Raw genomic sequence first — 12,552 nt, 5'->3', positions numbered from 1 at the left:
CCGTCAGCGCCCGGAAGCGTGGCGAGAGGTGAGGTCGATGGCCGAGGACGTCATCACGCGGGAAGCCGACCGCACGATCCATGCCATGTTGGCGGCGTCGGGCGGCAAGCCCGTCATCCAGATCATCGTCGACCCCGAGGCCGACACCACCACCATCCAGAGCGTCGGGTTCGAGCACGCGAAGATCCCGAACATCATCCACACGCTCGGGCGCGTGCTCGTCGGCGAGATCTAGCCGGGGCGCCTCAGGGGCCGAAGCCCCCGCTGGAGAGGGCCGCGAAGGCGACGATCCAGAGCAGGATGATCAGCACGAAGAAGCCGGTGACCAGGCCGCCGACGATGATCCCGGCCAGCGCGAGCCCGGCGCCGTCCTCGCCGGTCTGGCGGATCTGCCGGCGGGCGACGATGCCCAGGACCAGCCCCGCGGGCGCGAAGACGAACGCCATGATCAGCGCGAGGATCGCCAGGGTGTTGGTGGGCCGGCCCCACTGCGGGGGGCCGTACCCGGGTGGCGGGCCGTAGGGCTGCCCGTAGCCGGGCGGCGGCCCGTAGCCCGGCGGGGGGCCGTAGCCGGGGCCGCCCTGGGGCGGCTCGTCGCGGGAGGTCACGCGGGGCACGCTAGCTCGCGCCGGCCGCCGGCGGTCCGACCCCCGCGAGTTCGCCTGCACGCCGTCGCCCGCGGGGAGTGACCGAGGGCACGCAGAGCCGGGGGGCCGGGTGCTCCATACTCACCGGTAACCCGGACACCGGAGTCCCCGAGGAGCGAACCTGTGACCCGTCTGGCCCAGACCGCCGACCTGACCGACATCCAGCAGGAGATCCTGTCGACGGTCAGGAGCTTCGTCGACAAGGAGATCATCCCGCACGCGCAGGAGCTCGAGCACGGCGACGTCTACCCGCAGGAGATCGTCGACGGGCTCAAGGAGCTCGGGATCTTCGGGCTGATGATCCCCGAGGAGTACGGCGGCCTCGGCGAGTCGCTGCTCACCTACGCGCTCGTGGTCGAGGAGATCGCCCGCGGCTGGATGAGCGTCTCCGGCGTCATCAACACGCACTTCATCGTCGCGTACATGATCAAGCAGCACGGCACGCAGGAGCAGAAGGACCACTACCTGCCCCGCATGGCCACCGGTGAGGTGCGCGGTGCGTTCTCGATGTCCGAGCCGGGCCTCGGGTCCGACGTCGCCGGCATCCGCACCAGGGCAGTACGTGACGGCGACGGTGACACCTATGTCATCGACGGCCAGAAGATGTGGCTGACCAACGGCGGCAGCTCCACCCTCGTCGCGGCGCTCGTGCGCACCGACGAGGGCGCGGACAAGGCCCACCAGAACCTCACCACGTTCCTCGTCGAGAAGCCGGCCGGCTTCGGCGAGGTCAAGCCGGGGCTCACCATCCCCGGCAAGATCGACAAGATGGGCTACAAGGGCGTCGACACCACCGAGCTGGTGTTCGACGGCTACCGTGCCGAGGCCGCCGACATCCTCGGCGGCGCGCCGGGCAAGGGCTTCGCCCAGATGATGGACGGCGTCGAGGTCGGCCGGGTGAACGTCGCCGCGCGCGCCTGCGGCATCTCCATCCGCGCCTTCGAGCTCGCCGTCGCCTACGCCCAGCAGCGGGAGACCTTCGGCAAGCCGATCGCCCAGCACCAGGCGATCGCCTTCCAGCTGGCCGAGATGGCGACCAAGGTCGAGGCCGCGCACCTGATGATGGTCAACGCCGCCCGCCTCAAGGACGCCGGCAAGCGCAACGACGTCGAGGCCGGCATGGCCAAGCTGATCGCCAGCGAGTACTGCGCCGAGGTGACCACGCAGTCGTTCCGCATCCACGGCGGCTACGGCTACTCCAAGGAGTACGAGATCGAGCGCCTCATGCGCGAGGCGCCGTTCCTGCTCATCGGCGAGGGCACCAGCGAGATCCAGAAGACGATCATCAGCCGGGGTCTGCTCAAGACCTACAAGCTCAAGGGCTGAGGACGCACTTCTGCGGGGTCCCACCACGCGCAGGCTCGCGGCGGGGCCCTGCAGAGGGCGGGCGGACGGGGCCCGTCTCAACCGGCGTCGCGGGCCGGTGGCTCGAACTCGACGGTGACGTCGTCGACCCCGAGGGAGCGGGCCAGCGCGCCGAGCATGGCGCGGGTGTTGGTCTCCGCCCGCTCGAGCACGTCGCTGTCGGCCGCGGCGGCGGCGAGGCGCCGCTCGGCCACCGCGTAGAGGTCGCTGTCGTCGGTCGGGTTCTCCACCAGCGCGCTGCCGACCCGCTGCACCAGCCCGCGATCGCGGTCGACGACCCGGCTGCTGTCCGCATCGATCCGGACCTCGGACAGCTCCGGCGCGGGCAGCACGATGGTCGCCGACCCGCCGTCGGGGGAGAGCGTGACGGCGCCGTCGTCCAGGCCCTCGAAGTCGACATAGGCGTTGGCGGTGCCGGTCGCGAGGAAGTGCACCCGCTCGCCGCTGATGACCGACGGCACCCAGGGGGTGTCGACCTCGAGGTCGACCATCACCTGCAGGTCCGCCGTGGCGGCGTGGTACTCGGAGAGGTCGTCGAGGGCGATCAGCAGCGCCGGGGTGCTCCGGTCGACGACCTGCGGCTCCAGCGGCGAGCCCCAGTCGGACATCCAGCCGCCCACGGCGGAGACGACGGGAACGGCGACGGCCACGGCGACGCCGGCACCGATCAGCCGGACGGGTACGCGGCGACGGGCGGCCGGGGTGGCGGGAGCGCTGGGACGGTCGGTCAGGAGTGCGGGCACGCGGACACCTCGCGAATCGGGCCAGGGATTGCGACGGGATGATCGGATGTGTGAGCGCCGCCACGGTCGTCGGTATTCCGCCGGTGGGCGTGTCGGTCGGGTCCGCCCGGGCCACGCCCTCCGAGCTGCCGGGGTCGCGGCCGACGCTGCCACCGCCGTGGCGGCCGCCGCCTCGACCGGGTCGGTGAGCCGGGCCGATGCATGTCCGGGCACAGTCGGTGTCTGCCCACCCGGGCTGGGCAGAGGGCGACTGTGCCCGGGACCGGGACCGTCGCCCTGGGCGTCGCTCGCTGCCGGTGCGGCACCGGGGTGTAGGCAAGAGTCATGCGCGCAGCCGGAGTGACCGAGTTCGGCGGGCCCGAGGCCCTGCACATCGTCGACGTGGAACCCGAGCCCCTGGGGCCGGGGCAGGTGCGGCTGCGGGTCCAGGCGGCCGCGGTGAGCCCGACCGACACCCACGCCCGGAGCGGCGCCTACGCCGGGCGCGACCCCGTGAAGACCCCGCCGTGGGTGCCGGGCATGGACGTCGCCGGCGTCGTCACCGAGCTCGGCGAGGGCGTCGACCACCTGGCCGTGGGTGACCTGGCGATGGGGATCGTCGTCCCGTTCGGCCCCTACGGCGGCTACCGGGAGGACAAGGTCCTGCCGGGCGACTCCGTCGTCCGCGCGCCGGCCGGGGCCACCGCCGTGGAGGCCTCGACCCTGCCGATGAACGGGCTCACCGCGCGGCTCTCGCTGGACCTCATGGGGCTGCGGCCGGGAGAGGTGCTGGCGGTGACGGGCGCGGCCGGGGCCTACGGCGGGTACGTCGTCCAACTGGCGAAGGCCGACGGGCTCACCGTGGTGGCCGACGCGGCGGAGGCCGACGAGGAGCTGGTGCGCGGGCTCGGTGCCGACGTCGTGGTGCGGCGCGGGGACGACGTCGCCGGCCGGATCCGCGAGCACTACCCCGAGGGCGTCCACGGGCTGGCCGACGGCTCGGTGCAGGACGAGGTGGTCCTTCCGGCGGTGCGCGACGGGGGAGCGGTCGCGACCGTCCGCGGCTATCGAGGCAACGGCGAACGCGGGCTGCGGTTCTTCCCGACCCTCGTGCGCCGGGTGGCCACCGACCGCGCCGCGCTGGACCGGCTCCGCCGGCAGGTGGAGGAGGGAGTGCTCACGCTGCGGGTGGCGGGCACCTTCCCGGCCGAGCAGGCGGCCGATGCCCACCGGCTGCTCGAGGCCGGCGGCGTGCGCGGGCGCCTGGTCCTGACCTTCTGAGGTCGCGCCGGGGACCGCTGACCTGGTTGGCTGCGCGGACGGACCGGGCGACGGAGCCCGGGAGAGCGGAGGTCGGTCGAGATGGTGCACAGGCTGGTGGTCAGCTACGGGACCCCGGAGGACCCGGCGGCGTTCGACGCCTACTACCGGGAGACCCACGTGCCGCTGGCGCTGAAGCAGCCCGGCCTGGTGCAGGTCACCTTCGGGCACGGCAAGGCCATGGACCCGGCCCAGCCGGCGCCCTACCTCGTCGCCGAGCTGGACTTCGACTCCGAGGCGGCCATGGGCGAGGCGCTGTCCTCGCCCGAGGGCCGGGCCGCCGGCGCCGACCTCGCGAACTTCGCCACCGGCGGGGTGTCCTTCGTGCACTTCGAGGTGCAGACCGCGACCTGACCCGCCCGGGCGGGTGTCCCGCGCCCGGGCGTTTTCCACAGGCCGACGGCCCCGGAGCGGCGCGTCCGCCTACCGTCCGGGCGTGCGGGTCCAGCTGAGCGTCGCCCAGGACGACGGCACGTCGCTCGACGTCGTCGTCGACGTGGACGACGACGCGCCGGTCGGCCGGGTCGGCGAGGAGCTGGCCCGGGTGGCCGGCGTGCCCGCCCAGGGCCTGTGGCTGGCCGGCGCGCGGCTGGACGACGACCAGCCGGTGGGGGAGAGCGCGCTCGTCGACGGCATCGTCGTGCACCTGGCCCCGGTCACGGCCGACCGGTCTCCGCGCGGGTGGCAGCTGCGGGTGCTCAGCGGCCCGTGCAGCGGCCTGGTCGCCGGGCTGCCGATGGGTGAGCACCAGCTCGGCCGCGACGGCGGCTTCGGCCTCGCCGACCGGGCGGTGTCCCGGCGGCACGCCCTGCTGCGGCTGGGTGCGGACGGCGCGAGGCTGCGCGACCTCGGCTCGGCCAACGGCACCACGCTCGAGGGCGCGCCGGTGCCCGAGGACGACGACGTGCCGGTGGCGCCCGGTCAGGTGGTGCAGCTCGGCCACACCCAGCTGGTCATCGGTCCGGCCCCGGTCGCCGACGCCGCGGTCGAGCCCGCCGGCCCCGGGGCGCGCGCGTTCGTGCGGGCTCCGCGGCTGCTCCCGTCGGCGCGCGAGGTGCGCATCGAGCTGCCGCAGGCGCCGAAGGGGCGGGAGCCGCGCCGGCTCCCGTGGGTCATGGTGCTGGCGCCGGTGCTGGTCGGCGTCGTGCTCGCCGTCGTCATGCGCTCGCCGCTGTACCTGGTCTTCGCCGTCGCCGGCCCGGTGATGATGGTCGGCAGCACCGTCGCCGACCGCCGGCAGAGCGCCCGTGACCAGCGCCGGGAGCGCGAGGAGCACGAGCGGGCGCTCGCCCTCGCCCACCAGCGGATCGAGCAGGCCATCGCCGAGGAGACCGCTCGCCGGCGCGACGCCCACCCCGACCCGGCGACCGCGCTGCTCACCGCCCTCCTGCCGGGCCGGCGGCTGTGGGAGCGGCGCCGCACCGACCCCGACGCCCTCGACCTGCGCCTGGGCGCCGCCGATCTCCCGGCCCGCGTGGTGGTCACCGTCCGGTCGGGCACCGGCGAGCCGCCGGAGCAGCGCACCGTGCACGCCGTCCCGGCCGTGGTGCCGCTGCGCGAGGCGGGCGTCGTCGGGCTGGCGGGGCCGGCCGGGCCCCTGGCGGGACTGCTGCGCTGGGCCGTGCTGCAGCTGGCGATCGCGCACCCGCCGCGCGACCTCGCCCTCACCCTGCTGGCCGCGCGGGGGAGCGCGGACTGGGGCTGGGTGCGCTGGCTGCCGCACGTCCGCCCGGCCGACGGCGAGGGACCGGTCGCCTCGGTGGGGAACGACGCGGAGACGGTGACCGCCCGGGTCGCGGAGCTGACGGCGCTCATCAAGGCCCGTCGCGCCGCGAGCACCGGGAGCGGGCGTGCCCTCCCGGAGTCCTTCCCGGCGCACGTGCTCGTCGTGCACGGCTTCCGGGCGCTGCGGGCCACCCCCGGCCTGGCCCAGGTGCTGCAGGACGGCCCCGCCGTCGCCGTCTACGCCGTCTGCGCCGACGAGGAGGAGCGCTTCCTCCCCGAGGCGGCGACCGCGACCGCGGTGCTGGACCCGGCCGAGGAGGCCCGGCTGGTCCTCCGGCGCAGCGGCCACGACCCGGTGCCCGCGGTGCTGGCCGAGCCCGTGCCCGCCGAGCTCGCCGAGCGGGCGGCGCGGGCGCTGGCCCCCCTGCGCGACGTGAGCCTGGAGGAGGACGACGCCGTCCTGCCCGGCAGCGCGCGGCTGCTCGACCTGCTCGGGCTCGAGCCGCCCAGCGTCGACGGCGTGCGGGCGCGCTGGCAGCTGGAGGGGCGGACCACCCGGCTCGTCGCCGGTGCCGGCATCCACGGGCCGTTCACCCTCGACCTGCGCACCGACGGGCCGCACGGGCTGGTCGCCGGCACCACCGGCGCGGGCAAGTCCGAGCTGCTGCAGACGATGATCGCGTCGCTGGCGGTGGCCAACCGGCCGGACGCGCTCAACTTCGTGCTGGTCGACTACAAGGGCGGCAGCGCGTTCAAGGACTGCGTCGACCTGCCCCACACCGTCGGCATGGTCACCGACCTGGACGCCCACCTCGTGCAGCGGGCGCTCACCTCGCTGCGGGCCGAGCTCACCTACCGCGAGCACCGGCTGGCCGCCGCAGGGGTGAAGGACGTCGACGACTACGTCGAGTCGCAGGTGCGCGAGCCCGGCCGCCCGCCTCTGCCGCGGCTGCTCATCGTCATCGACGAGTTCGCGTCGATGGCCCGCGAGCTCCCCGACTTCGTGAGCGGGCTGGTCGACGTCGCGCAGCGGGGCCGGTCGCTGGGCATCCACCTGCTCCTGGCCACGCAACGGCCCAGCGGCGTGGTGTCGCCCGAGATCCGGGCCAACACCAACCTGCGCATCTCGTTGCGGGTCACCGACGGCGCGGACAGCAGCGACGTGCTCGACGCGCCGGACGCGGCGCGGATCCCGAGGTCCGCGCCGGGCCGCGGGTTCGCGCGGCCGGGGCACGGCGCGCTGGTGCCCTTCCAGGCGGGCCGCATCGGAGGACGCCGGCCCGGCCAGGGCGCCGTCGCCGCGGCCGCGCCGTTCGTCGTCCCGCTGGGCTGGCATCAGCTCGGGTACGCGCCACCGCGGAAGCCGGCGACGGCGACCCGCGCGTCCGACGTCGAGGTCACCGACCTGTCGGTGCTGGTCGACGCCGTCCGCGGCGCGGCGGAGGCCGAGGCCGTGCCCGCGCAGCGCAGCCCGTGGCTGCCGGCGCTGCCCGCCCGGGTGCAGGCCGCCGACCTCGCGGCACCGGCCGGGGCCCCGGCGACCTGGCTGCCCTACGGCCTGCAGGACCTGCCGGCGAGCCAGGAGCGGCGGGTGGCCGCCTTCGACCCCGCGGTCGACGGGCACCTGCTGGTGATCGGCTCGCCGAGGAGCGGGCGCTCGCAGCTGCTGCGCACGCTGGCGGGGGCGGTCGGCGCGCGGTGCTCGACCGCCGACGTGCACCTGTACGCCCTCGACTGCGGCAACGGCGCGCTGCTGCCGCTGACCGACCTGCCGCACTGCGGCGCCGTGGTGACGCGTGCGGAGACCGAGCGCGCGGCCCGGCTGCTCGACCGGCTCGCCCGGGAGCTGGAGCGCCGGCAGCAGGTGCTGGCCGAGGACGGTTTCGCCGACGTCGCCGAGCAGCGCCGCTCGGTGCCGGCGGAGGAGCGGCTGCCGCACGTGCTCCTGCTGCTCGACCGCTGGGAGGGGTTCACCCCGGCGCTCGGCGAGGTGGACGGCGGCCGGCTCACCGACGTCCTGCTGGCGATCGTCCGCGAGGGCGCTTCCGCAGGCATCTCCGCCGTGGTCACCGGCGACCGGTCGCTCGGCACCGGCCGGCTCTCGTCGCTCACCGACGGCAAGCTCGTCATGCGCCTGGCCGACCGTGGCGACTACCCGCTGGTCGGCGTGGCCGGCCGGCAGGTGCCCGGGTGGCTGCCACCGGGCCGGGCGGTCGCGGTCGACGGGGCGGTGGAGACGCAGGTCGCGCTGCTCGCGGAGGACGAGTCGGGGCCGGGGCAGGCCGCGGCGCTCGCCGGGATCGCCAAGGACGCCCACGTGCGCGACGCGCTGGTGCCGCGCTCGGCCCGGCCCTTCCGCGTCGACGTGCTGCCCGCGCGCCCGGGCTTCGAGGCGGCGTGGGACCTGCGCCCGGCCGGCGCCGGGGCCGGGTTCGCGCTGGTCGGGGTCGGCGGCGACGAGCTGGTGGGCGCCGGACCCGACCTGGTCGATCGGGGCCCGGCCTTCGTGGTCGCGGGGCCCGCGCGCTCGGGCCGCAGCACCGTCCTCGTCGTCATGGCGGAGTCGCTGCTGCGGCAGGGCACCCCGGTCGTCCTCTGCGCGCCGAAGGCCTCGCCGCTGCGCGCGCTGGCCGGGCGGCCCGGCGTGCTCGACGTCGTCGTCGACCCCGCCACCCCGGCCGACCGGTGGTGGGAGCTGCTCACCGCCGACCCCGGCCGGCCGCTGGTGCTCCTCCTCGACGACGGCGAGGTGCTGCGCGACTGCCCCGCGGCCGAGGTCTTCCGCGAGGTTCTGCGGGGAGCCGTGCCCCGCCGCGCCCTGGTGCTGGGCGGGAACGCCGACGCCCTCTGCACCGGGCTGTCGGGCTGGCAGGTCGAGGCGAGGAAGGCCAGGCAGGGCGTGCTGCTCTCCCCCCAGGGCAGCACCGACGGCGACCTGATCGGCGTGCGGGTGCCCCGCAGCGCCGTCGGCGGGGCGGTCCGGCCCGGGCGCGGGCTGCTGCACCTGGGCGACGGCGCCCTGCTCACCGTCGCCGTCCCCACCGCACCCTGACCGCGGCCGGCCCGGGAACGGCGACGGCCGCCTCGCGCGGGGCGAGGCGGCCGTCGGGTGGTGCTGCGGTCAGCGGCCGAGCGCCCCCGCGAGCTGGGCGTCGGCCTCACGGAACGTGGCGGCGGCCTGGGTCAGGTACTGGGCCATGCCGTCGAGGCCGGCGACCGTGGTGCGGGCGCCGGTCGTGAATTCGTCGTAGGAGGCCTGGAAGCTGCGGCTGGAGGAGTCCGTGACGTAGCCGTCCGCGACGAGCTGGTCGACCAGGCTCTTGAGCTGCGCGAGCATGCTGTCGATCTCGACCCGCCCGTTGGTGAGCCGGCCGGCGGCGTCCTCCATCTGGTGGTAGGTGACGTTGACGTTCGCCATGTGAGTCCAATCGGGAGGTCCGGGTGCACCGGGCACCGGCGGGAGCGGATGTGCGGCGGAACGTAACAGCGGGAACAGCGCCACTTCGGGGGTTGTCCACAGGCCCGAGGGGGCCCGTGCGGACGCCGTCGGGGGCTCCGGTCGCTCCCGCGCGGAGGGCGTGCCAGTGTCGGCAGGTGTGAACGGCGCACAGGCACTGATCCGGACCCTCGTCGACGCGGGCGTCGACGTCTGCTTCGCCAATCCCGGGACGTCGGAGATGCACTTCGTCGCCGCCCTGGACGACGTCCCCGAGATGCGCGGCGTGCTGACCCTCTTCGAGGGGGTCGCGACCGGCGCGGCCGACGGCTGGGCGCGCATGACCGGCCGGCCCGCCGCGACGCTGCTGCACCTGGGCCCGGGCATGGGCAACGGGCTGGCCAACCTGCACAACGCCCGCCGCGGCCGGGCGCCGATGCTCAACGTCGTCGGCGACCACGCGCGCTCGCACAAACGGCTCGACGCGCCGCTGGAGTCCGACATCGACGCCGTCGCGGGCACCTTCTCCACCTGGGTGCGGCGCTCGCTCTCGCCCGCCGACGTCGCCGCCGACGCGGCCGAGGCGGTGGCCGCCATCGCGAACGGTGGCGTCGCCACGCTGGTGCTCCCGGCCGACGTCTCCTGGGAGGAGGGCGCCGCCGTGGCCCGGCCGCGCCCGGTGCGCCCGCGGCCGCGGGTGGCCCCGTCGGTCGTGGACGACGTCGCCGCGGTGGTGCGCTCCGGCGAGCCGGTGGTGCTCATGCTCGGCGGCGACGTCATGGGCGAGGACGGTCAGCTGGCCGCCGCGCAGGTCGCCGCGGGCACCGGCGTCCGACTGATGGTGGAGACCTTCCCGGCCCGGTCGACCCGGGGCGCCGGCCTGCCCGACCTGCACCGGCTGCCCTACCCGCCGGAGATGGCGATGGCCGCCCTCGCCGGCACCCGGCACCTCGTGCTCGCCGGCGCCACCGCACCGGTGCACTTCTTCGGCTACCCGGGCGTGCCCGGCCATCCGGTGCCCGAGGACTGCGCGGTGCACGTGCTCAGCGCCCCGGGGGAGGACGGCACCGCCGCGCTGCGGGCGCTCGCCGACGTCGTCGCGCCCGACGCGAAGCCCGAGGTCGCCGACTTCGAGCGACCCGAGCTGCCCACCGGTGCGCTGACCCCGCGCACGATGGCCGCGGTGGTGGGCGCGCTGCTGCCGGAGGACGCGATCGTCGTCGACGAGGCCCTCACCTCCGGCGCCGGGCTGACGGAGATGACCTCGGCCGGGCCACGGCACGACTGGCTCGCGCTCACCGGCGGCGCGATCGGCGACGGGCTGCCGATGGCGCTCGGTGCGGCGGTGGCGTGCCCGGACCGTCCCGTGATCGGCATCCAGGCCGACGGCAGCGCGATGTACACGATCTCGGCGCTGTGGAGCTACGCGCGCGAGCAGGCCGACATCACGACGATCATCTGCGACAACGGCTCGTACAAGATCCTCGAGCACGAGCTCTCGCGGGTGGGCGCGGCCAACGACGGCGAGCGGGCCCGCAAGCTGCTCGACCTCGGCGGCCCGCGGCTGGACTTCGTGTCGATCGCGCAGGGCATGGGGGTGCCGGCGAGCCGGGCGGGGACGGCCGAGGAGCTGGCCGAGCAGCTGCGCCAGGCGCTGGCCGAGCCCGGCCCGCACCTGATCGTCGCCACGCTGCGCTGAGCGTCCTCGTCCCGAGACCCGGCTATCCGGTTCCCTCGGTCGTGGGGTAGACAAGGGCGCCCTAGTGACCCGCAGCACAGTGCCGACGAAGGAGTCGCATCTTGTCCCTGCACCGCAACCGGTTGGTCCCCCTCGCCCTCGCCGCAGGCGTCGGGCTCGGGACGTTCACCCTCGGGGGCTCGGCCCTCGCCGCTCCCCAGTCGTCGAACCCGGAGTGGCAGCCGGTCCAGCAGTCCCCGAAGGAGCCGGTCTACAACCTCCGCTGGACGGTCGCCGACCCGCAGTACGACTACGTGAACGGGGGGCAGGGCGCGGAGTTCGTGCCGCTCACCGACGAGGCCGGCAACCCGATCAGCAAGGTGCTCTACGGCATCGACCGCGGCTCGGCCTACCGCATCGAGGTGCCGCTGGACTGGAACGGCGACGTCGTCTTCTGGGAGCACGGCTACCGGGGCACGGGCACGACCGTCTACGTCAGCGACCCGAGCTACGACCTGCGGCGCACCTACATCGAGAACGGCTTCGCGTGGGCGGCGTCGTCCTACGGCGAGAACCGGTACGACATCGAGGCCGGCGCGCTCGCGACCGAGCGGCTCGCGCAGGTCTTCGACGCTCGCGTCGGCAAGGCCGACCAGCGCTACCTGCAGGGCGTCTCGATGGGTGGGCACGTCATCGGCACGCTGCTCGAGCGCGACCGCGGGGTCGAGTGGGACGGGGCGGCTCCGATGTGCGGCGTCATGGGGGACTACGAGCTCTACGACTTCTTCCTCGACTACAACCTGCTGGCGCAGACCCTCTCCGGGGTGGACGCCTACCCGTTCCCCTCGCAGGCGGAGTACTTCTCGCAGGCCGTGCCGCAGTTCAAGGCCGCGCTCGGCACCCCGACCACGGCGACCCCGGTGTACTCGGGCCTCACCGAGGCCGGCGAGGTCTTCCGCGACAACATCACGGCGATCACCGGCGGCGAGCGCCCCGGTGACGACGAGGCCTTCGGTTACTGGGAGGGCCAGAACTTCGTCTACGCCGTCGTGACCAACGAGCCCGCCGGGCTCGACGGCGTGCTGCCGGGTGCGGTGTGGATGAACGCCGACCAGGACTACCCGGTCGACTACACGTTCGAGGACGGCAGCACGCTCGACCAGCGCATCGAGCGGGTGGCGCCGGCGCCCAAGACCCGGAGCACCTACCAGGCGGTCCCGGTGCCGGCGATCACCGGCGACATCGACGTCCCGGTGCTCTCCTCGCACACCCTGGGTGACTACTACGTGCCGTTCTCGATGGAGCAGTACTACGCCCGCGACGTCGCCGCCCAGGGCAACGCGGACCTGCTCGTCCAGCGGCCGATCCGGGCCGCCGGGCACTGCGAGTACACGCCCGAGGAGGCGGCCAGCCAGTTCCTCGACCTGGTGAACTGGGTGGAGAACGGCGTCAAGCCTGCCGGGGCCTCCGTGCTCGACCCCGAGGTCGTCGCCGACCCGAACTACGGGTGCGAGTTCACCACCCCCGTGCGCACGGGTACGCGGGCCTTCTACGAGGAGTGCCCGACCCCGTAACGGCGTCGCCTGACGCGCACCAGCACGGCATGACCTGAGGGCCCTCCTCCCCACCCGGGGAGGAGGGCCCTCGGCCGACCCGGGT

At 75.1% G+C, this 12,552-nt stretch carries 10 protein-coding genes; 7 read left to right on the top strand and 3 right to left on the bottom strand.

The genetic code is table 11. The features are described 5' to 3' along the window. The first annotated feature begins 37 nt into the window (after positions 1-37). A complete protein-coding gene (locus ACI794_RS08265; protein ID WP_456616111.1) occupies positions 38-235 on the top strand; it encodes a hypothetical protein in 198 nt (65 codons plus the stop codon). Between the two features lie 10 nt (positions 236-245). Here ACI794_RS08265 and ACI794_RS08260 read toward each other — a convergent pair whose 3' ends face one another. Then, a complete protein-coding gene (locus ACI794_RS08260; RefSeq protein ID WP_456601522.1) occupies positions 246-608 on the bottom strand; it encodes a DUF4190 domain-containing protein in 363 nt (120 codons plus the stop codon). A 162-nt stretch (positions 609-770) separates the two neighbouring features. Here ACI794_RS08260 and ACI794_RS08255 point away from each other — a divergent pair, with 162 nt between their 5' ends. Further along, the gene (locus tag ACI794_RS08255; RefSeq protein ID WP_456616110.1) at positions 771-1,973 is read left to right on the top strand and encodes an acyl-CoA dehydrogenase family protein; all 1,203 of its coding nucleotides are present in this window, start codon (positions 771-773) and stop codon (positions 1,971-1,973) included. A gap of 77 nt (positions 1,974-2,050) precedes the next feature. On the opposite strand, the gene ACI794_RS08250 is transcribed toward ACI794_RS08255, so the two are convergent. Then, on the bottom strand, positions 2,051-2,755 hold the full coding sequence (locus ACI794_RS08250; protein WP_456616109.1) for a DUF4230 domain-containing protein: 705 nt from the start codon (positions 2,753-2,755) through the stop codon (positions 2,051-2,053). Between the two features lie 324 nt (positions 2,756-3,079). Here ACI794_RS08250 and ACI794_RS08245 point away from each other — a divergent pair, with 324 nt between their 5' ends. The 3 genes from ACI794_RS08245 to ACI794_RS08235 all read left to right on the top strand — a co-directional run bounded on the left by ACI794_RS08245 (position 3,080) and on the right by ACI794_RS08235 (position 8,831). Beyond that, positions 3,080-4,015, top strand: coding sequence for a quinone oxidoreductase family protein (locus tag ACI794_RS08245; RefSeq protein ID WP_456601519.1), 936 nt, complete (start codon positions 3,080-3,082; stop codon positions 4,013-4,015). 81 nt (positions 4,016-4,096) lie between these two features. Continuing rightward, positions 4,097-4,408, top strand: coding sequence for an EthD family reductase (locus ACI794_RS08240; protein ID WP_456580748.1), 312 nt, complete (start codon positions 4,097-4,099; stop codon positions 4,406-4,408). An 82-nt stretch (positions 4,409-4,490) separates the two neighbouring features. After that, positions 4,491-8,831 carry an FtsK/SpoIIIE domain-containing protein gene (locus tag ACI794_RS08235; RefSeq protein WP_456616108.1) on the top strand — a complete coding sequence of 1,447 codons (4,341 nt, stop codon included), beginning with the start codon at positions 4,491-4,493 and terminating at the stop codon, positions 8,829-8,831. A gap of 69 nt (positions 8,832-8,900) precedes the next feature. Here ACI794_RS08235 and ACI794_RS08230 read toward each other — a convergent pair whose 3' ends face one another. Further along, complete coding sequence (locus tag ACI794_RS08230) at positions 8,901-9,197, bottom strand: WXG100 family type VII secretion target (RefSeq protein ID WP_456616107.1); 297 nt, start codon at positions 9,195-9,197, stop codon at positions 8,901-8,903. Positions 9,198-9,375: 178 nt separating this feature from the next. Between ACI794_RS08230 and ACI794_RS08225 the strand changes: the two genes are divergently transcribed. After that, positions 9,376-10,914 carry an acetolactate synthase large subunit gene (locus tag ACI794_RS08225; RefSeq protein ID WP_456616106.1) on the top strand — a complete coding sequence of 513 codons (1,539 nt, stop codon included), beginning with the start codon at positions 9,376-9,378 and terminating at the stop codon, positions 10,912-10,914. 101 nt (positions 10,915-11,015) lie between these two features. Then, positions 11,016-12,467 carry an esterase gene (locus tag ACI794_RS08220; RefSeq protein WP_456580744.1) on the top strand — a complete coding sequence of 484 codons (1,452 nt, stop codon included), beginning with the start codon at positions 11,016-11,018 and terminating at the stop codon, positions 12,465-12,467. Positions 12,468-12,552 lie beyond the last annotated feature (85 nt).

The organism is Blastococcus sp. SYSU DS0541, assembly GCF_054050875.1.
This window is presented reverse-complemented; position numbering and strand designations above follow the sequence as displayed.